The following is a 24,266-nucleotide window of genomic DNA, read 5'->3' on the forward strand; positions in this document are numbered from 1 at the left end:
GCCCCGCGCTGTGCACCCCGCCCGCACTCCCGCCGTGCCGGCGCTATCCCAGGCCCCTCGCGCGCGGGTGGCGGCCAAGATTCGTGCAACCTCGGGGACGTTGCTGCCTCCGAGACGCCGGAGGCAGCAACATCGCTGATGTTGCGCGGATCGTCGGCGTGGCGTGGCCTGGCCTGGCCTGGCCTGGCCTGGCCTGAGGGATCGTGCTTGATCCTGGTTTTAGTGGCCTCACCGAGCTGCCGTCACCACTACAACCGGGATATTGCGCGAATCTTGCCGGGCGGGACGACGCGTCTTGCCGGGCGGGACGACGCGACGTACGGCGCGGCAGGGGCGGCGCACGCTCTGTTACGGGGCAGAACGCATCGAGCGCGACACCCCCGGGTCGGGGTGTCGCGCTCGACGGGCAGAGCCGACCGGAGTCGGCTCAGACGTTGAAGCCGAGGGAACGGAGCTGGTCCCGACCCTCGTCGGTGATCTTGTCCGGTCCCCACGGCGGGAGCCACACCCAGTTGATCCGGATGTCGTTGACCAGGCCGCCGCCGGGGCCGGTGGTCAGCGCCTGCCGGGCCTGGTCCTCGATCACGTCGGTCAACGGGCAGGCCGCCGACGTGAGGGTCATGTCCAGGGTCGCGACGTTCTCGTCGTCGACGTGCACCCCGTACACCAGGCCCAGGTCGACCACGTTGATGCCGAGCTCCGGGTCGACGACGTCCTTCATCGCCTCCTCGATGTCGGCGATCATCGCCTTGCTGACGCCGGCCGCCGGGGCGGCGGCGTCGCCGGCGCCCGGCGTCGCCGCGCCGTCGGTCGTCGCGCCGTCGGTCGTCGCGCCGTCGGTCTGCGGCGTCGCGGTGGCGTCACCGGCCTCCGGCGTCGCTGCGGTAGCGGTGTTCTCGCTCATGCCTTCACCTCCGGGCTCACGCCCACACCGGCGCGTGCCGCGGCGTCCTTGAACGCCATCCACGGCAGCAGCGCGCACTTGACCCGAGCGGGGTAGCGGGCAACACCCGCGAAAGCCACCCCGTCACCGAGCACGTCCTCGTCCGGCGTGACCTGGCCACGGCCGGACATCAACTCGACGAACGCCTCGTGCACCTCAAATGCTTCCCCCGCGCCCCGACCGCGCAGCAACTCGTGCAGCACGCTCGCCGACGCCTGGCTGATCGAGCAGCCCATCCCGTCGTACGAGATGTCGTGCAGCACCGCGCCGTCGGTGGCCACCCGGACGGTGACCTCGTCGCCGCAGGTCGGGTTGACGTGGTGCGCCTCCGCGACCTGGTCGCCCGGGTCGTCGGCGTCGCGCAGGCCACGCCCGTGCGGGTGCTTGTAGTGATCCAGGATGATCTCCTGGTAGAGCTGGTCGAGCTGCACCATCAGTCGAACACCTTCCGCACCTGCTCCAGACCGGCCACCAGAGCGTCGATCTCCTCGGTGGTGGTGTAGAGGTAGAACGAGGCCCGGGTCATCGCCGGGACACCGAACCGGCTGCACACCGGCTTCGCGCAGTGGTGGCCCACCCGCACCTGCACGCCGAGCGAGTCGAGCACCTGACCCACGTCGTGCGGGTGCACGTCACCCAGCGCGAACGAGATGGTGCCGCCCCGGCCCACGGGCACGGTCGGGCCGAAGATCCGCAGGTCGCGCACCGAGCCGAGGGCCTCCAGCGCGTACGCCGTCAACTCCTTCTCGTGCCACTGGATGGCCGACATCCCGATCCCGGTGAGGTAGTCCACCGCCGCGCCGAGCGCGACCGCCTCGGCGATCGGCGGGGTGCCGGCCTCGAACCGGGCCGGCGGAGCGGCGAACGTCGACCGGGCCATGGTGACCGTCTCGATCATCGAGCCGCCGCCGAAGACCGGCGGCATGGCCGCCAGCAGCTCGCCCCGTCCCCAGAGCACACCGATGCCGGTCGGGCCGCACATCTTGTGCCCGGTGAAGACGATGTAGTCGGCGTCCAGGTCGACCACGTCGATGGGCAGGTGCGGCACCGACTGCGAGCAGTCCAGCAGCAGCAGCGCGCCCACCTCGCGGACCCGCGCGGTGATCCGGGAGGTGGCGTTGACCGTGCCGAGGATGTTCGACATGTGCACCAGCGAGACGATCTTCGTCCGCTCGGTGACCAGGTCGTCCAGGCCCGACTCGTCCAGCCGGCCCTGGTCGGTGACCGGGAACCAGCGCAGGGTCGCGCCGGTCCGCTCACAGAGCAGCTGCCACGGGACGATGTTCGAGTGGTGCTCCATCTCGGAGATCACCACCTCGTCGCCCGGCCCCAGCCGGAACCGGGGGTCGCCGTCCGGGCGCAACGAGGCGTTGGAGAAGGCGTACGCCACGATGTTGATCGCCTCGGTGGAGTTCTTGGTGAACACCACCTCGTCCGGGCTCGACGCGTTGAGGAACGCGGCGATCTTGGCCCGCGCCCCCTCGTACGCCTCGGTGGCCTCGGTGCCCAGGGTGTGCACCGAGCGCGACACGTTGGCGTTGTGCCGCGCGTAGTGCTCCCCGAGCACGTCGAGCACCTGCCGGGGCTTGTGCGAGGTGTTGGCGCTGTCGAGGTAGACCAGCGGGTGCCCGTTGATTTCCCGGTCCAGGATCGGGAAGTCGGCGCGCACCCGGGCCACGTCGAGACGCGGCACGTCGTCGTACTGCGGCATCCCGGACGGGATCGCGATGCTGGTCATCTCGGCAGCGCCTCTCCCGCTCAGGCCTTGGCCGTGCCGGCCCCGGCGGCGTACCGCTCGTAGCCCTCGGCCTCGAGCTTGTCGGCCAGCTCCGGGCCGCCCTGCTCGACGATCCGGCCGGCCACGAAGACGTGCACGAAGTCCGGCTTGATGTAGCGCAGGATCCGGGTGTAGTGGGTGATCAGCAGCACGCCGGTGTCGCCGTTGTCGCGGACCCGGTTGACGCCCTCGCTGACGACCCGCAGCGCGTCCACGTCGAGGCCGGAGTCGGTCTCGTCGAGGATCGCGATCTTCGGCTTGAGAAGCTCCAGCTGGACGATCTCGTGCCGCTTCTTCTCACCGCCGGAGAAGCCCTCGTTGACGTTGCGCTGGGCGAACGCCGGGTCCATCTGGAGCCGCTCCATGGCGCCGCGCAGCTCCCCGCCCCAGGTGCGCAGCTTCGGCGCCTCGCCGTCGATGGCGGTCTTCGCGGTGCGCAGGAAGTTCGCCACCGAGACGCCGGGCACCTCTACCGGGTACTGCATGGCCAGGAAGAGGCCGGCGCGGGCCCGCTCGTCGACGGTCATGGCGAGCACGTCCTCGCCGTCGAGGGTCACCGAACCGCCGGTGATCTCGTACTTGGGGTGGCCGGCGATCGAGTACGCCAGGGTGGACTTGCCGGAGCCGTTCGGGCCCATGATCGCGTGGGTCTCACCGGAGCGGACGGTCAGGTCGACGCCCGACAGGATCGGCTTGAGCTCACCCTCGGGCAGCTTGACCGACACCTTCAGGTCGCGGATCTCCAGGGTGCTCATTATCGGGTCACTCCATTACTCGGCGTCAGGCTGAGGTAGATGTCGCCGTCGCGGACTTCGACGGGGTAGACGGGTACGGGTTCGGTGGCCGGCAACCCGGAGGGCTGCCCGGTGCGCAGGTCGAAGCGCGAGCCGTGCAGCCAGCACTCGAGCGTGCAGCCGTCGACCTCACCCTCGGAGAGGGCGACCGAGGCGTGCGAGCACTCGTCGTAGGCGGCGTAGAACTGGCCGTCCTCGCCGTGCACCAGCGCGATCGGGGTGCCGTCGACGTCCGCGCTGATCGCGGTGCCCTTCGGCACGTCCTCGGTGGAGCAGATCCGGATCATCAGGCGCCGGCCTTGGTCAGCCGGGCCTCGATGGCGTCGCCGAGGCGCTCGCGCAGCGACTCCACCGGGATCTTGTTGATCAGCTCGGCGAAGAAGCCGCGGACCACCAGGCGGCGGGCCTCACCCTCCGGGATGCCCCGGGCCATCAGGTAGAACAGCTGCTCGTCGTCGAAGCGGCCGGTCGCGCTGGCGTGGCCGGCGCCGGCGATCTCGCCGGTCTCGATCTCCAGATTGGGTACGGAGTCCGCCCGCGCGCCGTCGGTGAGCAGCAGGTTCCGGTTGATCTCGTACGTGTCGGTGCCGGTCGCCTCGGCCCGGATCAGCACGTCGCCCACCCAGACGGTGTGCGCGTCCTCGCCCTGCAGGGCGCCCCGGTAACCGACGTAGCTGCGGCAGTCCGGCACGCTGTGGTCCACCAGCTGCCGGTGCTCCAGGTGCTGGCCGGAGTCGGCGAAGTAGACGCCGTACAGCTCGGCCTCGCCGCCGCGGCCCGTGTACTCCACCGAGGTGTACTGCCGGACCAGGTCGCCACCGAGGCTGACCTGGACGTGGGTCACCCGGGCGTCCCGACCCAGCTTGATCTTGAGGTGCTGCGCCTGCACCGCGTCGTCGGCCCAGTCCGCGACGGTGACCAGGGTCAGCTTCGCCCCGTCGGCCACGGAGACCTCGACGTTGTCGGCCAGGGTCACCGAGCCGACGTGCTCCAGCACGAGGGTCATCTCGGCGAACCGGCCCACCTCGACGAACGTGTGCCCGAAGGCCAGGCCCTCGGCGCTGTCGCCGACCACCCGCAGGCTCACCGGCGCACCCACCACGACGTCGCTGGCCACCCTGAGCAGCAGCGCCTCGCCGGCACCGCCGTAGGCGAGCGCGCTGACCCGGTCGACCGGGGTGAGCACGCTGCCCACCCGGGGGTCGTCGGTGCCGATCCGCTCGACGGCCACGCCCTCGGGCAGGTCGCCGTACTCGTGCCGGACCGTGCCGGTGGCGGCCTGCGGCTCACCGGCGAGGCCGCGCAGCCGCTTGAGCGGGGTGAAACGCCACTCCTCCTCCAGGCCGGTGAGGGCCGGGAAGTCGGCGACGTCGTACGAGCGCAGCGCCTGCGACTTGGTGCTGGGCGGCGCGGAAGCCTGGGTAGTCATTTCTTCCTTGGTCTGTTCTACGACGACGGTGTCAGGTGCTCGGTGGGCGGGCGGCGTCAGCCGACCGCGCCCTCCATCTGGAGTTCGATCAGCCGGTTCAGCTCCAGGGCGTACTCCATCGGGAGCTCCTTGGCGATCGGCTCGATGAAGCCGCGCACGATCATGGCCATCGCCTCGTCCTCGCTCAGGCCCCGGCTCATCAGGTAGAAGAGCTGGTCGTCACTGATCTTGGAAACGGTCGCCTCGTGCCCCATCGACACGTCGTCCTCGCGGATGTCGACGTACGGGTAGGTGTCCGAGCGGGAGATGGTGTCGACCAGCAACGCGTCGCACTTGACCGTGCTCCGGCTGTGGTGCGAACCCTCCAGCACCTGCACCAGACCCCGGTACGAGGTGCGGCCGCCGCCCCGGGCGATCGACTTCGACACGATGGTCGAGGAGGTGTGCGGCGCGGCGTGCACCATCTTGGCGCCGGCGTCCTGGTGCTGGCCCTCGCCGGCCATGGCCACCGAGAGCACCTCGCCCTTGGCGTGCTCGCCCGTCATGAAGACCGCCGGGTACTTCATGGTGACCTTGGAGCCGATGTTGCCGTCGACCCACTCCATGGTCGCGCCCTCGTGGCACACGGCGCGCTTGGTGACCAGGTTGTAGACGTTGTTCGACCAGTTCTGGATGGTCGTGTAGCGGCAGCGCGCGTTCTTCTTGACGATGATCTCCACGACCGCGCTGTGCAGCGAGTCGGAGGAGTAGAGCGGCGCGGTGCAGCCCTCGACGTAGTGCACGTACGCACCCTCGTCGACGATGATCAGCGTCCGCTCGAACTGGCCCATGTTCTCCGTGTTGATCCGGAAGTAGGCCTGCAGCGGGATCTCCACGTGCACACCCTTCGGCACGTAGATGAACGAGCCACCGGACCACACGGAGGTGTTCAGCGCGGCGAACTTGTTGTCGCCGACCGGGATCACCGTGCCGAAGTACTCCTTGAAGACGTCCTCGTGCTCACGCAGCGCGGTGTCGGTGTCCAGGAAGAGGACGCCCTGCTCCTCAAGGTCCTCACGGATCTTGTGGTAGACGACCTCGGACTCGTACTGCGCCGCGACACCGGCGACCAGCCGCTGCTTCTCCGCCTCCGGGATGCCCAGCCGGTCGTAGGTGTTCTTGATGTCCTCGGGCAGGTCCTCCCAGCTGGTGGCCTGCTTCTCGGTGGACCGCACGAAGTACTTGATGTTGTCGAAGTCGATCCCGGTGAGGTCGGCGCCCCAGGCCGGCATCGGCTTGCGGCCGAACAGCCGAAGACCCTTCAGGCGCAGGTCGAGCATCCAGGCCGGCTCGTTCTTCTTGGCCGAGATGTCCCGCACCACCGCCTCGTTGATGCCGCGCTGGGCAGCCGCCCCGGCGGCGTCCGGGTCGGACCAGCCGTACTCGTAGCGACCCAGCGCAGCGAGCTGCTCTTCCTGGGTCAGGGGCTGGACGATCTGCTCGGTCATCTATCTGTCCTCACAGTGGTGACGGGATTACCGGATTGAGCGCGTACCGGCTGGGTCGGAATGTGCGTGGTGCACACCCCGTCGCCGTGCGCGATGGTTGCCAGGCGCTGCACGTGGGTGCCGACCAGACGGGAGATCACCGCGGTCTCGGCCTCGCACAGCTGGGGAAACTCGGCGGCCACGTGCGCCACCGGGCAGTGGTGCTGGCAGAGCTGGCCGCCGGAGGCGATCGTGGACGCGTTGGCAGCGTAACCCTCGGCGGTGAGCGCCGCGGCGAGTGCCTCGGCTCTGGCGAGGGGGTCGTCGCCGGCGTCCTCCATGGCCGCCTGACAGCGGGACTCGAGGGCGGACACCTGCTCGGTGGCGAACGCCTCGACCGCGTCCGAGCCACCGCTGCGGGCGATCCAACGCAACGCGGCCGTGGCCATGTTGTCGTAGTGATGGGTGCCACAGCGGACCCGGGCGGCCTCGGTCAGCATGAACACCTTGGCCGGACGCCCCCGCCCACGGCTGCCCTGCACGGTCTGCTCGCGGGCGTACACGTCACCGTCGGCGAGCATCGCGTCCAGGTGCCGGCGGATCGCCGCCGGGCTGAGCCCGAGGGCCACGCCGAGCTGCGCGGCGGTGGTGGCCCCCCGCTCCAGCAGCAGCTGGGTGACCCGGTCCCGCGTGGGAACCTCGGTCGGCGCGGCGTCGCCGAGCGCGGCGGACGTGGTCACGACCGGCGCGGACGCGCTCGCACCGACGGCCGGACCGGCCGTCGGCTGCTGCCCGGAGAGCGCCGCCGCGTTTTTCACAACGCCAACGTTACGTAATTACCCGGAGGGTCGCAAACCCGGGCCCCGGTGATCCGAACCACCGACCCGGCGGAGTCGGAAGAACCTCGATCACTACGGTGCGTAGGATTTGTGCCGTGAACCGATACGTCCGTCCGGTCTCCGGCACCCTGCTGCGCCGCCTCGCGCTCACCTCGATCATCGCGAACGTGGGCATCGTCGTCACCGGCGGGGCCGTCCGGTTGACCGCCTCGGGCCTCGGTTGCCCCACCTGGCCCCGGTGCACCGACGATTCCTACGTCACCACGCCCGAGATGGGCGTGTACGGGGTGATCGAGTTCGGCAACCGGATGCTGACCTTCGCGGTGGGCCTGATCGCGCTGGCCACCGTACTGGCCGTGCTGGCGCACCGACCGAGGCGGCCCGGGCTGCTGGCGCTGTCCGTCGCGGTCTTCCTGGGCATTCCCGCCCAGGCGGTGATCGGTGGCATCACCGTGCTCACCAACCTCAACCCGTGGGTGGTCGGGCTGCACTTCCTCGCCTCGATGGCGGTGATCGCGGCCGCGTACGCCCTGTGGCGGCGCATCGCCGAGCCGGACGGGCCCACGGTGGCCGTGGTGCCGACCCCGCTGCGCGCGCTGGCCCGCGTCACGACCGGCGTCGTCGTCGCGGTGCTGGTCGTCGGCACCTGGGTCACCGGCAGCGGCCCGCACGCGGGCGACCACGGCGCCGCCCGCAACGGACTGGACCCGGAGACCATCTCCCAGGTGCACGCCGACGGCGTCTTCCTGCTGATCGGCCTCTCGGTGGCCCTGATCTTCGCGTTCCGCGCCGTCGGCGCCCAGCGGGCCTTCCGCGCCGCGATCGTCCTGATCGCCGTGGAGCTGGGTCAGGGCTTGATCGGCTTCGTGCAGTACTTCACCCACGTCCCGGCGTTCCTGGTCGGCACGCACATGCTCGGCTCCTGCCTGGTGCTGCTGGCCACCCTCTCGGTGCAGTGGTCCACCCGCGAACGCCGTCCGGTCGCCCCGACGCCGCGAACCGCCACCCCCACCGACGCCGAAGCCGTCCCGGCCCCCGCCTGAGCCGGGGGCCGCGCCCCGCGGGCGTCGCTGACCTCGCGGGCCTCGCTGACCCTGCTGCCCTGCCGTGCCCCTGCCCCTGCGCGCCGCACGCCGGGTGCCACGCTCGATCCTGGTTCTAGTGGTATCCGCCGCGCTGAATGCCACTACATCCACGATGTTGCGCGGTCTTGTCGCCCAAAGCCCTGCCACACGCCCCGCTGACGGGAGCCCGCCACGCGGTGTCGGCGGCGGCCACACCATCCGCACGCTTTGCTTTGCTTACCTCCATGCGACACCACCCACGGTCCGGAGATCGGACGCCGGGTGTCGCATGGAGGTATGCAGAGCAAAGGACGTCTGACTACCACCTGCGGGGTCGGTCCGCCCGAGCCGAGATGCGCGCAACTTCAGGGAAAGTGTGGGGTCGTGGCGCGGTGAGGCCACAACTTCAGTGAAGTTGCGCGGATCGAGGCGGGGACGCCCGGTGAGGGTCAGCCGCGGCGGGCCAGGTGGGTGGTGACGGCCTCGGCGAGGCGGTCGGGCGCCCAGTCGGCGTGGCCGAGGAAGAGCGAGGGCTCGGTCAGCTCCAGCTCGACCAGGACCGGGTCGCCGTCCGGGCCGGGGATCAGGTCGACCCGCGCGTAGAGCAGCTGCCGCGTCCCGCCGGGCACCGTGGCCAGCGTCCGCTCCGCCACGTCGAGCTGGTCCGGGCGGGCGGTGCGGGCGGTGATCTCCTCCGCCTTGTAGAGCCCGTCCGGGCCGAGGTCCGGCCCGGTCAGCATCGGACCCTTGCGGATCGCGTGGCTGAACGCCAGCCCGTCCGGGCCGGCCAGGAAGAGCAGCGCCGTCTCGCCCTCGGTGTCGACCGCCGTCAGGTACGGCTGAACCATCGTCACCCGACGGGCGTCGGAGAGCCGGCGTACGTGCGCCGCGGCGAGTTCCCGGTGTTCCGGGTCGGCCAGGTCGTACCGCCCGGTGTCCTGGCTGCCCGCGCTGACCGCCGGCTTGATCACGTACTCGCCGGAGTCGGCCGGCGGCTGCCAGGTCTCCCCCGGCTCGACCCAGGACGTCGGCACGGTCGGCACACCGGCCGCGCTCAGCTCGGCGAGGTAGCGCTTGTCGGTGTTCCAGCGCACCACCTCGGCGGGATTGACCAGCGTCGGCACGGAGGAGGCCCAGGCGACGAACTCGTCGCGGCGCAGCGCGTAGTCCCACGGCGAGCGCAGCACGACGAGGTCGTAGGCGGACCAGTCGACGTCGGGGTCGTCCCAGAGGGCCGCCTCGGCCGCGATCCCCCGGGCGGCGAGCGGTGCGAGGACCAGCCGGTCGTCCGGGTCGAGGTCGGCGATTTCGGTGCAGGTGACGAGAGCGACCCGGGGTTTCCCCCGGGTCGACTGGCGATTGTCGGTCAATTCAGGTGTCTATTCTCAGCGGGCCATCGTGCGCCGGGCCATCGACCGCCACAGGTCGTTGCTCGGACGCATCTGGTCCATCAGTTCACGCTCCCAGGCGTTCTCGACGGTGACTCCCGCCTTGGCGCACGCCTCCCGGGCGGTGACGGTGTCGTCGGCGAACTGGTCGCCCCACTCACCGTCGGTACCCACGAGGACGATTCGCGCGCCACGCTTGCCGACGTACTCGATGACCGCCTTCGCTCCGCCGTGTCCGGCGGCGAACGCCCTGAGGCCCGCGACCAGGCCGTGGGGCGCCTGCTCGGCGGCGGTCTGCTCGGCCGTCAGCGTCGTATCGGAACCATCTGCCATGACGCGAAGCCTAAGCAGAGTTCCACTCACACGGGTGAGAACCATGAAGCTTTTGTGATGCCAATTACCTACAGGTTTAAGGAAGACCACAGGTTGCTTGTCCGGTTTTATCCGGACTTTGCACTTCAAAACATCCGGGTAAATCAGGATTCAATCGCCGCAAGTTGAGTCGATCCGACTCATGCCGATAGTTACTCTGATGTGACGTTAAAGCCGGACAACTCATCTATGACTGTGATTAGTCGAAGAATTTACCCCGGACGCGCGGGGAGGTCAGATCAGCGCGTCGACAGCGACGGCGACGAAGACGATGGTCAGGTACGTCGTCGACCAGTGGAACAGCCGCATCGGCTTGACCGCCTCGCCGCGCTTCGCCCGCCCGCAGAGGCGGTGCGCCTCGACCAGGAAGATGGCACCCACCACCAGGGTCGGTACGCCGTAGATCGCGCTGAGCCCCAGCGGCCAGACCGCCAGCGAGGTGAGCACGGTGAGCCAGGCGAAGATCAGGATCTCGGCGTTCACCCGGCGGGTCGAGGCCACCACCGGCAGCATCGGGATCCCGGCGCGGGCGTAGTCGTCCTTGTACTTCATGGCGAGCGGGTAGAAGTGCGGCATCTGCCAGAAGAAGACCACCGCGAACAGCCCCCAGGCGGCGGGCGCCAGCGAGCCGGTCACCGCCGCCCAGCCGATCAGCACCGGCGCGGCCCCGCAGGCCCCGCCCCAGAAGGTGTTGGTCGCGGTGGAGCGCTTGAGCCACAGCGTGTAGACGAGGTCGTAGTAGGCGATCGCGGCTAGGGTCAGCGCGGCGGCCAGCAGGTTGGTGAACGCCGCCATCAGGACGACCGAGATCGCCGCCAGCACCAGACCGAAGACCAGCGCGCTCCGCGGCGACACGGTGTGCGCCGGCAGCGGGCGGCGCTTGGTGCGCCGCATCAACTGGTCGATGTCCCGGTCGATGTAGCAGTTGAGCACGCTGGCCGCGCCCGCGGCGAGCGAGCCACCGACCAGCACCACGGCCATCAGCCACAGCGACGGCAGACCGCCGTCGGCGAGCATCATCGCGGGGACGGTCGTGACCAGCAGCAGCTCCACGATCCGCGGCTTGGTGAGCGCCACGTACGCCGAGAGGACCGCGCGCACGTCCCGCCGCGCCACCGGACCCTCGACCGCCCGAGCCGGGGGCCGCCCGGCAGGGTTGCTCGCGGGGCGCTCGGTGATCATGCTCACGGATTGCCACCTTCCGGCATTCGGCACGGGGAGATCGGATCAGCAGGACCCGGTCCGGGTCCGCATACCGACCCACACACTACGCGTTGTCGTTTTGGCTGCCCGGCCGACCCGACAACGGTGCGGGCCGTCACACCACCGGGTTGAACGACGCGACGCGCCGTCACGTACCGCACACCATGCAGAGATCCCCGGGCGGACGTTTAGGCACGCTCGATAGGGTCACCAGTGAGGGTTCCGCCCATCTTGCCGAGGAGCACAACCATCGTGGCTGCCAACCGACCCGAGCACTCCGCACTCAACTGGACCGACCTCGACCGCCGGGCCGTCGACACCGTCCGCGTGCTGGCCATGGACGCCGTGGAGAAATCCGGCAACGGCCACCCGGGCACCGCGATGAGCCTCGCGCCCGCGGCCTACCTGCTCTTCAACCGGGTCATGCGGCACAACCCCGCCGACCCGAACTGGCCCGGTCGGGACCGGTTCGTGCTCTCCGCCGGGCACTCCAGCCTGACGCTCTACATCCAGCTGTTCCTCTCCGGCTACCCGATGAGCCTGTCCGACCTGCAGTCGCTGCGGCAGTGGGGCTCGCTCACCCCGGGTCACCCCGAGCACGGGCACACCCCGGGCGTGGAGACCACCACCGGTCCGCTCGGCCAGGGCCTGGGCAACGCGGTCGGCATGGCCATGGCGGCCCGCCGTGAGCGCGGCCTGTTCGACCCGGAGACCGAGCCCGGCGCGTCCGTCTTCGACCACGACATCTGGTGCATCGTCTCCGACGGTGACATCGAGGAGGGCATCAGCCACGAGGCCAGCGCACTCGCCGGGCACCAGCAGCTGGGCAACCTCACGGTGATCTACGACGACAACGAGATCTCGATCGAGGACGACACCCGGATCGCCAAGAGCGAGGACGTGGCCGCCCGCTACGAGGCGTACGGCTGGCACGTGCAGACCGTCGACTGGCGCAGCGGCGACGCCGACCAGGGCGACTACCACGAGGACGCCGAGGCGCTCCACCAGGCGCTGCTGGCCGCCAAGGCGGAGACCGGGCGCCCCTCCTTCATCGCGCTGCGCACCATCATCGGCTGGCCCGCGCCCAACAAGCAGAACACCGGCAAGATCCACGGTTCGGCGCTCGGCGCCGACGAGGTGAAGGCCACCAAGCGGATCCTCGGCTTCGACCCGGACAAGAGCTTCGACGTCGACGAAAAGGTGCTCGGCCACGCCCGGACGGTGATGGGCCGCGGCGCCGCCGCCCAGGAGCAGTGGACCACCGCGTTCGACGCCTGGAAGGCCGCCAACCCGGAGCGCACGGCGCTCTACGAGCGGATGGCCGGCCGGGTGCTGCCCGAGGGCTGGGCCGACGCGCTGCCCACCTTCCCCGCCGACGCCAAGGGCGTGGCCACCCGGGCCGCCTCCGGCAAGGTGCTGGAGGCGCTCGCGCCGGTGCTGCCGGAGCTGTGGGGCGGCTCGGCCGACCTGGCCGAGAGCAACAACACCACCATGAAGGGCGAGCCGTCCTTCATCCCCGCGTCGCACGCCACCAAGGACTTCCCCGGCCACGAGTACGGCCGCACGCTGCACTTCGGCATCCGCGAGCACGCCATGGGCGCGATCCTCAACGGCATCGCCCTGCACGGCGGCACCCGCCCGTACGGCGGCACCTTCCTGGTGTTCAGCGACTACATGCGCCCCTCGGTGCGGCTGGCCGCGCTGATGAAGCTGCCGGTGACGTACGTCTGGACGCACGACTCGATCGGCCTCGGCGAGGACGGTCCCACCCACCAGCCGGTGGAGCACCTGACCGCCCTGCGCGCCATCCCCGGCCTGGACGTGGTCCGTCCGGCCGACGCCAACGAGACCGCCTGGGCCTGGCGGCTGGCGCTGGAGCACACCGACCGTCCGACCGCGCTGGCGCTGAGCCGCCAGCCGCTGCCGACGCTGGACCGTGCGGTCCTGGGCGGCGCGGACGGCGTGGCCAAGGGCGGCTACGTGCTGGCCGAGGCGTCCAACGGCAAGCCGCAGGTGATCATCATCGGCACCGGGTCGGAGGTGCAGCTCTGCCTGACCGCCCGCGAGCGCCTGGAGGCCGACGGCACGCCCACCCGGGTGGTCTCGATGCCCTGCCAGGAGTGGTTCTACGAGCAGGACGAGGCGTACCGGGAGTCGGTGCTCCCACGCGGGGTAAAGGCACGGGTGAGCGTGGAGGCGGGCATCGCGATGTCCTGGCGCGGCGTGGTCGGCGACCTCGGCGAGAGCGTCAGCCTGGAGCACTACGGCGCGAGTGCCCCGCACACCGTGCTCTTCGAGCAGTTCGGGTTCACCCCCGACCGGATCGTGGCGGCGGCACATGCCTCGCTGGCCCGGGTGGGCGACATCACCGGTTTCACGACCGGCAACTGAGGGGAGCGTGGACGGCATGACGGACAGGCTGAGTGAGCTCACCGCCGCGGGTGTGGCGGTGTGGCTGGACGATCTTTCCCGGGTACGCCTGAGCTCCGGCGGGCTGGACCAGCTCCGCCGGGAGAAGCACGTGGCCGGGGTGACCACGAACCCCACGATCTTCGCCAAGGCGCTGAGCGACGCCGACGAGTACAACTGGCAGCTGCGCGACCTCGCCATGCGGGGGGTGGACGTCGAAGAGGCGGTGCGCATGCTCACCACGTACGACGTGCGCTGGGCCTGCGACGTGATGCGTCCCTCGTACGACGGCAGCGCGGGCGTCGACGGCCGGGTCTCCATCGAGGTGGACCCGCGGCTGGCGCACGAGAGCGACCGGACGGTCGCCGAGGCCAAGGCGCTGTGGTGGCTGGTCGACCGGCCCAACCTCTTCATCAAGATCCCGGCCACCGAGGCGGGCCTGCCGGCGATCACCGCCACGCTGGCCGAGGGGATCAGCGTCAACGTGACCCTGATCTTCGGGTTGGACCGCTACTCCGCGGTGATGGAGGCGTTCCTGGCCGGCCTGGAGCAGGCCAAGGCGAACGGACACGACCTGTCCACCATCGGGTCGGTGGCGTCCTTCTTCGTCTCCCGCGTCGACTCCGAGGTCGACAAGCGGCTCGAGAAGATCGGCTCCGAGCAGGCGAAGGCGCTGCGGGGCAAGGCGGCGATCGCCAACGCCCAGCTGGCGTACGAGCGCTACAGCGAGGTGTTCTCCTCCGACCGCTGGCAGGCGCTCGCCGACGCCGGCGCGCACCCCCAGCGGCCGCTGTGGGCCTCCACCTCGACGAAGAACCCGGACTACCGGGACGTCATCTACGTCGAGGAGCTGATCGCGCCCGGCACGGTCAACACCATGCCGGAGGCGGTCATCCACGCGTACGCGGACCACGGTGAGACGAGCGCCGACACCATCACCGGCTCCTACGACGCGGCCCGCAAGGTCTTCGCCGACCTGGAGTCGGTCGGGGTGGACATGGCCGACGTGATCGCGACCCTGGAGCGCGAGGGCGTGGAGAAGTTCGAGACCAGCTGGCAGGAGCTGATCGACGGCGTCCGCAAGTCGCTCAAGGCGGCGGCCTCGGGCAAGGGTTCCCCGAACGAGGCCGCCAAGGGCAACGCGAAGGCCGCCCAGCAGGCCGGTGGTAACGCATGAGCGACCTGTTGGGCGGTCCGGTGGAGGCTGCCGCCGGGCTCGCCGTGTACGGCGCGGACGCCGTCGACAAGTCCGCACCCGCTTCGACCCGGGACGCGCTGGTCAGGAACGAGGTCCCGGGCCGGCTGGCCGCCAAGGACCCGAGCCTGTGGGGGCCGGACGCCGAGGCCGAGGCGAAGATCCGGCTCGGCTGGATGGACACCCACCGGCGTAGCCGGGAACTGCTGGTGCAGTTGGCCGAGCTGACCGCGGAGCTGGTCGACCTGGACCACGTGGTGCTCGCCGGCATGGGCGGTTCCTCGCTGGCCCCGGAGGTGATCGCCCGCACCATGGGCCGGCCGCTGACGGTGCTGGACACGACCGACCCGGGCCAGGTGCGGACGGCGCTGGGTGACCGGCTGGAGCGCACCGTGGTGGTGGTGGCCAGCAAGTCCGGCTCGACGGTGGAGACCGACAGCCACCGACGCGCCTACTGGCAGGCGTTCCTGGACGCCGGGATGACCGAGGCGGAGGCCGGTCGGCACTTCGTCATCGTCACCGATCCCGGCTCGCCGTTGGAGGCCACCGCCACCGAGATGGGCGCGTTCACCGTGCTGGCCGACCCGAACGTGGGCGGCCGGTACTCGGCGCTGACCGCGTTCGGGCTGGTGCCCTCGGCGCTGGCCGGGGTCGAGGTGGCGGAGCTGATCGACCAGGCCGACGAGCTGGCCGCGTCGCTCGGCGAGGATCGGGACAATCCCGCGCTCGCGCTGGGCGCCGCCCTGGGCGCCGCGGCCACGTTGGCCCGGGACAAGGTCGCGCTGATCTCCGACGGCACCGGGATCGAGGGGTTCGGCGACTGGGCCGAGCAGTTGATCGCCGAGTCGACCGGCAAGGCCGGGGTGGGCATCCTCCCGGTGGTGGTGGAATCCCCGCAGAGCGCCGGCGCCAGCGGCCCGGACGTGTTGACCGTCACCTACGGCGGGTCACTGGCCGCCGGTGACGCTCCGGGCGGCGGCGCCAACCCGGACGTGGCGGTCAACGGTCCACTGGGCGCGCAGTTCCTGGCCTGGGAGTACGCGACCGCGGTGGCCGGGGTGGTGCTCGGCATCGACCCGTTCAACCAGCCGAACGTCACCGAGTCCAAGGAGAACACCAACAAGATCCTGGCCTCGGGCCTGCCGGCGGAGACGCCGTCGTTCACCGAGGGCGCGATCGAGGTGTACGCGCCGCAGGGCGCCCCCGGTGACCTGGCCGGCGTGCTGCGCTGGCTGCTCGACGGGTTGGGCGACGACGGCTACCTGGCGGTGATGGCGTACCTGGACCGGTTCGCCGACGCGGACGCGGGCCGGCTGCGTGCGCTGCTGGCCGAAGCGGCCGGCCGGCCGGTCACCTTCGGTTGGGGCCCCCGGTTCCTGCACTCCACCGGTCAGTACCACAAGGGCGGCCCGCAGGTGGGCAGCTACCTCCAGGTGACCGGCGCGGTCGCCGAGGACCTGCCGGTGCCGGGCAAGCCGTACACCTTCGGCGAGTTGCAGGCGGCGCAGGCCGCCGGCGACCGGCAGGCCCTCGCCGGCCGGGAGCGGCCGCTTCTGCGGCTGCACCTGACCGACCGGGCCGCCGGCGTCGCCCAACTGCTCGACGCGGCCGGTGAGCTGCGGGCGTGAGGATGGACGACGTGACACAAGCGGAGCGAGGAGGCGGCGTGAACCCGCTGCGCGACCCGCAGGACCGCCGGCTTCCCCGGATCCCCGAGCCGTGCGCTCTGGTGATCTTCGGGGTGACCGGCGACCTGGCCCGCAAGAAGCTGCTCCCGGCGGTCTACGACCTGGCCAACCGGGGGCTGCTCCCGCCCGGCTTCGTGGTGCTCGGCTTCGCCCGCCGCGACTGGGGTGACGGCGACTTCGAGACGCTGGCCTGCGAGGCGGCGCGCAAGCACGCGCGTACCCCGTGGCGGGACGAGGTCTGGGCGCGGCTGGCCGGCAACATCAAGTTCGTCGGCGGGTCGTTCGACGACGACGCCGCCTTCGACCAGCTCGCCACGACGCTGGACGAGCTGCGGCAGAGCCACGGCATCACCGGCAACGCGGCGTTCTACTTCTCCATCCCCCCGGCCGCGTTCCCCGTCGTGCTCAAGCAGCTGGCCCGCACCGGGATGGCCGACAACGAGAAGTCCGGCGGCTGGCGCCGGGTGGTGGTGGAGAAGCCGTTCGGCAACGACCTGCCCTCGGCGAAGGCGCTCAACGATCTGGTCGACGACGTCTTCACCCGCCAGGACGTCTTCCGGATCGACCACTACCTGGGCAAGGAGACCGTCCAGAACATCCTCGCCCTGCGGTTCGCCAACAACCTGTTCGAGCCGCTGTGGAACTCCAAGTACGTCGACTCGGTGCAGATCACCATGGCCGAGGACGTCGGCATCGGCAGCCGCGCGGGTTTCTACGACACCGTCGGCACCGCCCGCGACGTACTCCAGAACCACCTGCTCCAGCTCCTGGCCCTGGTGGCCATGGAGGAACCGACCAGCTTCGACGCCGACGAGATCCGGACCGAGAAGCTGAAGGTGCTCAAGGCGATCACCCTGCCCAAGGACGTTGCCCGGGACACCGTACGCGGTCAGTACCTGCCGGGGTGGGTCGGCGGCGAGCGCGCGGTCGGCTACCTGGAGGAGCAGGGCGTACCCGCCGATTCCACCACCGAGACGTACGTGGCCGTGCGGCTGGGCATCCAGAACCGCCGCTGGGCCGAGGTGCCGTTCTACATCCGGGCCGGCAAGCGGCTACCCCGGCGGGTCACCGAGGTCGCCATCATGTTCAAGAAGGCGCCGCACCTGCCGTTCAACGACGCCGACATGGAGTCGCTGGGCAACAACCAGCTCGTCATCCGAGTGCAGCCGGACGAGGGCGTGGTGCTCAAGTTCGGCTCGAAGGTGCCGGGCACCACGATGGAGGTCCGCGACATCGCGATGGACTTCCAGTACGGCGAGGCGTTCACCGAGTCCAGCCCGGAGGCGTACGAGCGACTGGTGCTGGACGTGCTGATCGGCGACCGCACGCTCTTCCCGGACGCGGCGGAGGTCGAGCAGAGCTGGCAGGTGATCGACCCGCTGGAGCACGCCTGGGCGGGCACCACGCCGGAGCCGTACCGCGCCGGCGAGTGGGGGCCGCGGGCAGCCGACGAGATGCTGGCCCGCGAGGACCGCGCCTGGCGGCGCGCGTGACCGAGCGGACCAGCGGGCACAGCAGCGGGGCGCTCGCGCCGCCGCGAAGCGGTGGCGCGAGCGAGCGAACCAGGAGGCTCCAGTGATCGGGCTGTGGGACACCACCGGCAACGAGGTGGTCAAGGCGCTCGCCGCCGAGCGGCGCAGCGCCGGCGGGGTGGCCAGCGGCATGGCGCTCACCCTCATCGTGGTGGTGGACGAGAAGCGGGTCCGGGAGGCGGAGGCGGCGGCGACGATAGCGGCCGCCGCCCACCCGTGCCGGCTGGTGGTGGTGGTCCGTTCCGAGATCGAGCGGGACCGCAACCGGTTGGACGCGGAGATCGTGGTCGGTGGCCGGCTCGGCCCGTGCGAGGCGGTGGTCACCCGGATGTACGGGCGGCTGGCCCTGCACGCCGAGTCGGTCGTGATGCCGCTGCTGGTCCCGGACGTGCCGGTGGTCACCTGGTGGCACGGCGAACCGCCGGCCGAGATCGCCACCGACTTCCTCGGCGTGGTCGCCGACCGGCGGATCACCGACACGGCGCAGGCCGCCGACCCGGTGGAGGCGCTGCGGCAGCGGGCCCGGGACTACGCCCCGGGCGACACCGACCTGGCGTGGACCCGGATCACCCCGTGGCGGACCCTGGTCGCCGGGGCGTTCGACACCACCGAGGCGCGGGTGACCGAGGCGACGATCGTCGCGCCGCCGAGCGACCCGACGGCGGCGCTGATGGCCGGTTGGCTGAGCAGCCGGCTCGACATCACCCCACGCCGGGTGGACTCCCCCGAGTTCCCCCGGATGCGTGAGGTGGAGCTGACCTGTGCCAACGGCGACCACCTGACGCTCACCCGCGAGGACAGCATGGCGGTGTTCCGGCGGACCGGCCAGGACGACCGGGCCCTGCCGCTGGTGCGTCGGCCGCTCGGCGACGAGCTGGCCGAGGAGCTGCGCCGGCTGGACGCCGACCAGGTGTACGCGGAGGCGTTGGGCGCGACCGCCGGGCTGCGCGGCCTGGAGCAGCGCCCACCGCAGCGGGTGCACGTCTGGAAGGATCCGGCCACCGCCGAGCGCGCGGAGGCCGGGGTCACCGCGCACGCCGGCACGAGCGGCGAGCGCTGAGCCCGCCGACGTTCGGTACACCACGTCGGGGCAGGGCCGGGTGGTCCCGGGCCCTGCCCCCGAAACCTCCCGGGGCATCCCGCCCCGCCACATCCGGGCACCGGCCCGGGCACGACGCGACAGCGACCGCCCCGCGGTCGGGAAACGAAGGCACAACCGATGAGTGAGGCGACTGTCGCCGTGCACGCCGACGCCGACCTGCTGGCGCAGGCCGTGGCGGCCCGCCTGCTGGTGAAGCTGCTCGACGCCCAGGCCGACCGGGGCGAGGCCTCGGTGGTGCTCACGGGTGGGCGCGTCGCCGCGGCCGTCTACCGGGCGGTGGCACACCTGCCGGCCCGCGACGCGGTCGACTGGTCCCGGGTCGACGTGTGGTGGGGCGACGAGCGGTTCCTGCCCGCCGGCGACCCGGAGCGCAACGAGACCCAGGCCCGAGCCGCGCTGCTGGACGTCGTGCCGCTGGACCCGGCCCGGGTGCACCCGATGCCCGCCTCCGACGGCCCGGCCGGCAACGACCCCGAGGCGGCGGCCGCCGCGTACGCCGACGAGCTGGCGCGCGCCGCCGGCCCCGGGCACGCCGAGCTGCCGCACTTCGACGTGCTGATGCTGGGCGTCGGCGAGGACGGGCACGTCGCCTCGGTCTTCCCCGGGCACCCGGTGCACTACGAGAGCCGACCGGTCAGTGCGGTGCGGGGCAGCCCCAAGCCGCCGCCGGTGCGCACCACCCTCACCCTGCCGGCGATCAACACCGCCGAGGAGGTCTGGCTGGTGGCTGGCGGCGCGGACAAGGCGCGTGCGGTCGGCATGGCCCTGGCCGGGGCCGGACCGGTGCAGGTGCCGGCCGCCGGGGTGCACGGCGTGGACCGTACCCGGTGGCTGCTGGACCGGGCCGCGGCAGCCGACGTGCCGGCCCGGCTGCGCAGCCTGCGCTGAGCGCCGCGCACCCCGCGCTGCGCTGAGTGCCGCGCACCTCACGCGGAAGGAAGGGCCCCATGTCAACGCTCAGCGTTGTGCGGGGCCCTCCTGTCATTCGCCCCGGCGGCGGCGCAGCGCGGCGAGCGCCTCGGCCAGCAGCGCCTCGCCCTCCTCGGCGGTACGCCGCTCCTTCACGTACGCCAAATGGCTCTTGTACGGCTCGGCGCGGGCCCGCCCGGGCGGGTTCTGCGCGTCCTGCCCGGCGGGCAGGCCACAGCGGGGACAGTCCCACAGCGGCGGCGCCACGGCGTCCGCGGCGATCCGGATACAGGTCCGGTGGTCGTTGCGGCACCAGTAGGTGACGTCCTGTCGGGGGGCGGGAGGGTGTCGCTCGTCCGGACGGACGGGTGCGGACCCGATCCGGGCGCCGCGGATGACGTTGCCACTCGGCACGGCTGCTCGCTCCTGTCGTCGGAGGGACCCGCCGTCTTCGGGGGTGGGCGGCGGGCGACGCGGTGCAGCGGAGAAAAGCCTGCGCGCGGCCCGTCTGGTGACGGACCGCGCGCAGATTGTACGACTTGACGGGCCTGCTCAGGCGCCGCTGTTCATCTGGAGGCGGAGCCAGAGCCCGAGCCCGATGATGGCGGCGAACCAGACGACGCTCACCAGAACGGTGTAGCGGTCCAGGTTCTTCTCCGCCACCGAGGAGCCGGCGAGGCTGGAGCTGACTCCACCGCCGAACATGCTCGACAGACCGCCGCCCTTGCCGCGGTGCAGCAGGATCAGCAAGGTGAGCAGAATGCTCGTGATGACCAGCAACACGATCAACGTGTATGCGAACCAGATCGGCATGGCTGGGGTCAGTTCCTCTCGTAGCGATCCTCGCCCGGTCTGATCGGGCACGGTGGCACCGACCGGTGGACGGGCGGGGTCAAGGATACCGAGCGATCAGCGGGCGATGTGCTCCGGGAACCGGCAGATCTGCGCGAATTCCTCCGCGTCCAGGCTGGCGCCCCCCACCAGGCCCCCGTCCACGTCCGCCATCGCCATGATCGTGGCGATGTTGGACGCCTTGACCGAGCCGCCGTAGAGGACCCGGACCTGGTCGGCGGTGTCCTGGTCGAAGCGCGCCGCCAGCCGCTGGCGGACCGCACCGCAGACCTCCTGGGCGTCCTCCGGCGTCGCGGTCTTGCCGGTGCCGATCGCCCAGACCGGCTCGTACGCGATCACCACCTGCCGCACCTGCTCGGGGGTGAGCCCGGCGAGGCCACCGTCGAGCTGGTCGGAGCAGTGCGCCACGTGGCCGCCCTGCTCGCGGACGTCCAGCCCCTCCCCCACGCAGAGGATCGGGGTCAGCCCGTGCGTCAGCGCCGCCTTCACCTTGGCGTTGACGAGCGCGTCGTCCTCGTGGTGGAAGGCCCGCCGCTCGGAGTGCCCGACGACCACGTACGAGCAGCCGAGCTTGGCCAGCATCTGCCCCGAGATGTCCCCGGTGTAGGCGCCCGAGGCGTGCGGGGAGAGGTCCTGCGCGCCGTAACCGATCAGCAGCTTGTCCCCGTCCACCGCCGTCTGCACGGTGCGCAGGTCGGTGAAGGGCGGCAGGACGACCGTCTCCACGTCGGTGAGCTGCTTCTCGGTGAGGCTCGCGGCCAGCTTCTGCACCAGCAGATTGGCCTCGAGGTGGTTGAGGTTCATCTTCCAGTTGCCGGCCATCAGTGGCCGGCGGGTGGTGCTCGCCATTCAGTTCTCCAGGGCCGCGATGCCGGGGAGGGTCTTGCCCTCCAGGTATTCCAGGGAGGCGCCACCACCGGTGGAGATGTGCCCGAAGGACGACTCATCCAGCCCGAGGGCACGGACCGCAGCTGCGGAGTCGCCACCACCGACGACGCTGAACGCGTCGGCCTTGGTGATCGCCTCGGCGACCCCCCGGGTGCCGGCCGCGAACGCCGGCATCTCGAACACGCCCATCGGGCCGTTCCAGAAGACCGTCTTCGCCTGGGACAACGCGGCGGCGAAACCCGCAACCGTCTCCGGGCCGATGTCCAGACCGAGCCGGTGGCTCGGGATGCCGTCGACGCGGACCGTGTCGTGCGCGGCGTCCGGCGCGAACGCGTCCGCCACCACCACGTCGACCGGGAGCATGATCTTGCCCCCGGACCGCTCCAGCAGGTTGCCGCAGGTCTCGACCATCTCCTTCTCCAGCAGCGAGGTGCCCACCTCCAGGCCCTGGGCCTTGAGGAAGGTGAAGCACATCCCGCCGCCGATGAGCAGCCGGTCGACCGTGGGCAGCAGGGCCTCGATCACCGCCAGCTTGTCGGAGACCTTGGACCCGCCGAGCACCACCACGTACGGGCGCTCCGGGTCACCGGTGAGCTTGGAGAGGACCTCGACCTCACGCAGCACCAGCCGGCCGGCCACGTGCGGAAGCCGCGCCGGCACGTCGTACACGCTGGCGTGCTTGCGGTGCACGGCGCCGAACGCGTCGTCCACGTACGCGTCGCCGAACGCGGCGAGCTGGTCGGCGAAGGCGCCCCGCTCGGCGTCGTCCTTGCTGGTCTCACCGGCGTTGAAGCGCAGGTTCTCCAGCAGGGCGACCTGGCCGTCGGCCAGGCCCGCGACGGTGGAGCGGGCCGAGTCGCCGACCGTGTCGGTGGCGAAGTGCACCGGCGCGCCGAGCAGCTCACCCAGCCGCCCGGCGACCGGGCTGAGGCTGAACTGCGGGTCCGGCGTGCCCTTCGGGCGACCCAGGTGCGAACAGACGACCACCTTGGCCCCGGCCTCGACCAGCGCACCCAACGTCGGCAGCACCGCGCGGATGCGCCCGTCATCCGTGATGTCACCGGTCTGCTTGTCGAGCGGGACGTTCAGGTCGGCGCGCACCAGCACGCGCCGACCCGACACCCCCTCGGCGAGCAGATCGTCGAGGGTACGGATGCTCACAGCGACGAACCCACCAGCTTGACCAGGTCGACCAGGCGGTTGGAGTAGCCCCACTCGTTGTCGTACCAGCCGACGACCTTGACCTGGTTGCCGACAACCTTGGTCAGCGGCGCGTCGAAGATGCACGACGCCGGGTCGGTGACGATGTCGGTGGAGACGATCGGGTCCTCGTTGTAGACCAGGATGCCCTTGAGCGGGCCGTCCGCGGCGGCCTTCAGCGCGGCGTTGACCTCGTCCACGGTGGTCTCGCGACCCACGTTGACGGTGAGGTCGGTGACCGAGCCGGTCGGGATCGGCACCCGCAGGGCGTACCCGTCGAGCTTGCCCTTCAGCTCCGGCAGCACCAGGCCGATGGCCTTCGCGGCCCCGGTCGAGGTCGGCACGATGTTCAGCGCGGCGGCCCGGGCCCGGCGGAGGTCCTTGTGCGGGGCGTCCTGGAGGTTCTGGTCCTGGGTGTACGCGTGGATCGTCGTCATCAGACCGTGCTGGATGCCGAACGTGTCGTGCAGCACCTTCGCCATCGGGGCGAGGCAGTTGGTGGTGCACGAGGCGTTGGAGATGATGGTGTGCTTCGCCGGGTCGTAGGTGTCCTGGTTGACACCCATGACGACGGTGACGTCCTCGTTCTTCGCCGGGGCGGAGATGATGACCTTCTTGGCCCCGCCGGTGACGTGCGCCTTGGCCTTGGTGGCGTCGGTGAAGAAGCCGGTCGACTCGATGACGACGTCGGCGCCGACCTCGCCCCACGGCAGCGCCGCCGGGTCCTTCTCGGCGTACGCCTTGATGGTCTTGCCACCGACGGTGATCTCGTCGGCGGTGGCCTTGACCTCGTACGGCAGGCGACCCAGGATGCTGTCGTACTTGAGCAGGTGGGCGAGCGTGGCGTTGTCGGTCAGGTCGTTCACCGCCACGACCTCGATGTCGGCGTCGGACGCCAGCACTGCCCGGAAGAAGTTACGGCCGATCCGGCCGAAGCCGTTGATGCCAACCCGGATGGTCACAGGTCCCATCTCCTCGCGTTCTGGTCCGCCGGCTTCAGACAACGGGCCGGCGGGAATGGTGTGCGCCGACCGTTGGAGCCGGCCGTCGACGGTTCATCTCGGCCACCCCGCCGCGCGGTCTGAGGACCTGACCGCCCGAGGCGGTGGGGCACGACGAGGAGTGCCGGTGTCGGCCCCCTTGCCGTACGCAGCGACCTTATCCGAGCGTGCGCGGCCACGCTGCGCCGGGTCGTGTTCCCGGGCGCACCGTGCGG

The 24,266-nt window shown here is 71.1% G+C and carries 23 protein-coding genes; 7 read left to right on the forward strand and 16 right to left on the reverse strand.

The window, feature by feature from the left end; genetic code table 11:
* Positions 1–427: 427 nt before the first annotated feature.
* The 8 genes from EAD98_RS05700 to EAD98_RS05735 are packed head-to-tail and all read right to left on the reverse strand — an operon-like array spanning position 428 to position 7,149.
* Entirely contained in the window at positions 428–904 is a 477-nt protein-coding gene (locus tag EAD98_RS05700) for a metal-sulfur cluster assembly factor (protein ID WP_121653025.1), read from the reverse strand.
* Positions 901–1,374, reverse strand: coding sequence for a Fe-S cluster assembly sulfur transfer protein SufU (gene sufU / locus EAD98_RS05705; RefSeq protein ID WP_121653048.1), 474 nt, complete (start codon positions 1,372–1,374; stop codon positions 901–903). Before sufU ends, EAD98_RS05700 begins: the two co-directional genes overlap by 4 nt.
* Before the next feature lie 2 nt (positions 1,375–1,376).
* Positions 1,377–2,681: a cysteine desulfurase gene (locus EAD98_RS05710; RefSeq protein WP_121653026.1), complete on the reverse strand. Its 1,305-nt coding sequence runs from the start codon at positions 2,679–2,681 to the stop codon at positions 1,377–1,379.
* Positions 2,682–2,701: 20 nt separating this feature from the next.
* Positions 2,702–3,475 (reverse strand): Fe-S cluster assembly ATPase SufC, encoded by a 774-nt coding sequence (gene sufC / locus EAD98_RS05715; RefSeq protein WP_121653027.1) that lies wholly within the window; start codon positions 3,473–3,475, stop codon positions 2,702–2,704.
* Positions 3,475–3,801 carry a non-heme iron oxygenase ferredoxin subunit gene (locus EAD98_RS05720; protein ID WP_074312767.1) on the reverse strand — a complete coding sequence of 109 codons (327 nt, stop codon included), beginning with the start codon at positions 3,799–3,801 and terminating at the stop codon, positions 3,475–3,477. The genes sufC and EAD98_RS05720 overlap by 1 nt, the downstream gene beginning before the upstream one ends.
* The gene (gene sufD / locus EAD98_RS05725; RefSeq protein WP_121653028.1) at positions 3,801–4,943 is read right to left on the reverse strand and encodes a Fe-S cluster assembly protein SufD; all 1,143 of its coding nucleotides are present in this window, start codon (positions 4,941–4,943) and stop codon (positions 3,801–3,803) included. The genes EAD98_RS05720 and sufD overlap by 1 nt, the downstream gene beginning before the upstream one ends.
* Positions 4,944–4,999: 56 nt before the next feature.
* Positions 5,000–6,430: a Fe-S cluster assembly protein SufB gene (gene sufB, locus EAD98_RS05730; RefSeq protein WP_121653029.1), complete on the reverse strand. Its 1,431-nt coding sequence runs from the start codon at positions 6,428–6,430 to the stop codon at positions 5,000–5,002.
* The gene (locus EAD98_RS05735) at positions 6,427–7,149 is read right to left on the reverse strand and encodes a metalloregulator ArsR/SmtB family transcription factor (protein WP_121653049.1); all 723 of its coding nucleotides are present in this window, start codon (positions 7,147–7,149) and stop codon (positions 6,427–6,429) included. The genes sufB and EAD98_RS05735 overlap by 4 nt, the downstream gene beginning before the upstream one ends.
* Before the next feature lie 194 nt (positions 7,150–7,343).
* Here EAD98_RS05735 and EAD98_RS05740 point away from each other — a divergent pair, with 194 nt between their 5' ends.
* Positions 7,344–8,291, forward strand: a complete 948-nt coding sequence (locus tag EAD98_RS05740; RefSeq protein ID WP_121653030.1) for a heme A synthase — start codon at positions 7,344–7,346, stop codon at positions 8,289–8,291.
* 470 nt (positions 8,292–8,761) lie between these two features.
* Here the strand turns inward: EAD98_RS05740 and EAD98_RS05745 are convergent, their stop codons facing one another.
* The 3 genes from EAD98_RS05745 to EAD98_RS05755 form a co-directional block, all read right to left on the reverse strand.
* Positions 8,762–9,682, reverse strand: coding sequence for a RimK family alpha-L-glutamate ligase (locus EAD98_RS05745; RefSeq protein WP_121653031.1), 921 nt, complete (start codon positions 9,680–9,682; stop codon positions 8,762–8,764).
* A 15-nt stretch (positions 9,683–9,697) separates the two neighbouring features.
* Positions 9,698–10,033, reverse strand: coding sequence for a hypothetical protein (locus EAD98_RS05750; protein ID WP_121653032.1), 336 nt, complete (start codon positions 10,031–10,033; stop codon positions 9,698–9,700).
* Positions 10,034–10,306: 273 nt separating this feature from the next.
* The gene (locus tag EAD98_RS05755; RefSeq protein ID WP_121653033.1) at positions 10,307–11,260 is read right to left on the reverse strand and encodes a heme o synthase; all 954 of its coding nucleotides are present in this window, start codon (positions 11,258–11,260) and stop codon (positions 10,307–10,309) included.
* 267 nt (positions 11,261–11,527) lie between these two features.
* On the opposite strand from EAD98_RS05755, the gene tkt reads away from it, so the two are divergent.
* From tkt to pgl, 6 genes are all read left to right on the forward strand, one after another.
* Positions 11,528–13,666, forward strand: a complete 2,139-nt coding sequence (gene tkt, locus EAD98_RS05760) for a transketolase (RefSeq protein ID WP_121653034.1) — start codon at positions 11,528–11,530, stop codon at positions 13,664–13,666.
* Between the two features lie 16 nt (positions 13,667–13,682).
* On the forward strand, positions 13,683–14,861 hold the full coding sequence (tal, locus tag EAD98_RS05765) for a transaldolase (protein ID WP_121653050.1): 1,179 nt from the start codon (positions 13,683–13,685) through the stop codon (positions 14,859–14,861).
* On the forward strand, positions 14,858–16,507 hold the full coding sequence (locus tag EAD98_RS05770; protein WP_121653035.1) for a glucose-6-phosphate isomerase: 1,650 nt from the start codon (positions 14,858–14,860) through the stop codon (positions 16,505–16,507). The genes tal and EAD98_RS05770 overlap by 4 nt, the downstream gene beginning before the upstream one ends.
* Positions 16,508–16,509: 2 nt before the next feature.
* Entirely contained in the window at positions 16,510–18,060 is a 1,551-nt protein-coding gene (gene zwf / locus EAD98_RS05775; RefSeq protein WP_121653036.1) for a glucose-6-phosphate dehydrogenase, read from the forward strand.
* An 82-nt stretch (positions 18,061–18,142) separates the two neighbouring features.
* Entirely contained in the window at positions 18,143–19,159 is a 1,017-nt protein-coding gene (locus tag EAD98_RS05780) for a glucose-6-phosphate dehydrogenase assembly protein OpcA (RefSeq protein WP_121653037.1), read from the forward strand.
* Between the two features lie 159 nt (positions 19,160–19,318).
* On the forward strand, positions 19,319–20,089 hold the full coding sequence (gene pgl / locus EAD98_RS05785) for a 6-phosphogluconolactonase (protein ID WP_121653038.1): 771 nt from the start codon (positions 19,319–19,321) through the stop codon (positions 20,087–20,089).
* 93 nt (positions 20,090–20,182) lie between these two features.
* On the opposite strand, the gene EAD98_RS05790 is transcribed toward pgl, so the two are convergent.
* The 5 genes from EAD98_RS05790 to gap form a co-directional block, all read right to left on the reverse strand.
* On the reverse strand, positions 20,183–20,524 hold the full coding sequence (locus EAD98_RS05790; protein ID WP_121653039.1) for an RNA polymerase-binding protein RbpA: 342 nt from the start codon (positions 20,522–20,524) through the stop codon (positions 20,183–20,185).
* 138 nt (positions 20,525–20,662) lie between these two features.
* Positions 20,663–20,923, reverse strand: coding sequence for a preprotein translocase subunit SecG (secG, locus tag EAD98_RS05795; RefSeq protein ID WP_121653040.1), 261 nt, complete (start codon positions 20,921–20,923; stop codon positions 20,663–20,665).
* 96 nt (positions 20,924–21,019) lie between these two features.
* The gene (gene tpiA, locus EAD98_RS05800) at positions 21,020–21,811 is read right to left on the reverse strand and encodes a triose-phosphate isomerase (protein WP_121653041.1); all 792 of its coding nucleotides are present in this window, start codon (positions 21,809–21,811) and stop codon (positions 21,020–21,022) included.
* On the reverse strand, positions 21,812–23,011 hold the full coding sequence (gene pgk, locus EAD98_RS05805; RefSeq protein WP_121653042.1) for a phosphoglycerate kinase: 1,200 nt from the start codon (positions 23,009–23,011) through the stop codon (positions 21,812–21,814). It abuts the gene before it with no gap.
* The gene (gap, locus tag EAD98_RS05810) at positions 23,008–24,012 is read right to left on the reverse strand and encodes a type I glyceraldehyde-3-phosphate dehydrogenase (RefSeq protein WP_121653043.1); all 1,005 of its coding nucleotides are present in this window, start codon (positions 24,010–24,012) and stop codon (positions 23,008–23,010) included. Before gap ends, pgk begins: the two co-directional genes overlap by 4 nt.
* Between the last annotated feature and the right edge of the window lie 254 nt (positions 24,013–24,266).

It is taken from the genome of Micromonospora sp. CV4, assembly GCF_003667455.1.
In the GTDB taxonomy this organism is placed as follows: Bacteria; Actinomycetota; Actinomycetes; order Mycobacteriales; family Micromonosporaceae; genus Micromonospora.

Bases quoted from the DNA above. Each gene is read 5' to 3' on its own strand.
- EAD98_RS05700 (WP_121653025.1), bottom strand. From the start codon at position 904: ATGAGCGAGAACACCGCTACCGCAGCGACGCCGGAGGCCGGTGACGCC.
- EAD98_RS05710 (WP_121653026.1), bottom strand. From the start codon at position 2,681: ATGACCAGCATCGCGATCCCGTCCGGGATGCCGCAGTACGACGACGTG.
- sufC (WP_121653027.1), bottom strand. From the start codon at position 3,475: ATGAGCACCCTGGAGATCCGCGACCTGAAGGTGTCGGTCAAGCTGCCC.
- EAD98_RS05720 (WP_074312767.1), bottom strand. From the start codon at position 3,801: ATGATCCGGATCTGCTCCACCGAGGACGTGCCGAAGGGCACCGCGATC.
- sufD (WP_121653028.1), bottom strand. From the start codon at position 4,943: ATGACTACCCAGGCTTCCGCGCCGCCCAGCACCAAGTCGCAGGCGCTG.
- sufB (WP_121653029.1), bottom strand. From the start codon at position 6,430: ATGACCGAGCAGATCGTCCAGCCCCTGACCCAGGAAGAGCAGCTCGCT.
- EAD98_RS05750 (WP_121653032.1), bottom strand. From the start codon at position 10,033: ATGGCAGATGGTTCCGATACGACGCTGACGGCCGAGCAGACCGCCGCC.
- tal (WP_121653050.1), top strand. From the start codon at position 13,683: ATGACGGACAGGCTGAGTGAGCTCACCGCCGCGGGTGTGGCGGTGTGG.
- EAD98_RS05770 (WP_121653035.1), top strand. From the start codon at position 14,858: ATGAGCGACCTGTTGGGCGGTCCGGTGGAGGCTGCCGCCGGGCTCGCC.
- zwf (WP_121653036.1), top strand. From the start codon at position 16,510: ATGGACGACGTGACACAAGCGGAGCGAGGAGGCGGCGTGAACCCGCTG.
- pgl (WP_121653038.1), top strand. From the start codon at position 19,319: ATGAGTGAGGCGACTGTCGCCGTGCACGCCGACGCCGACCTGCTGGCG.
- secG (WP_121653040.1), bottom strand. From the start codon at position 20,923: ATGCCGATCTGGTTCGCATACACGTTGATCGTGTTGCTGGTCATCACG.
- tpiA (WP_121653041.1), bottom strand. From the start codon at position 21,811: ATGGCGAGCACCACCCGCCGGCCACTGATGGCCGGCAACTGGAAGATG.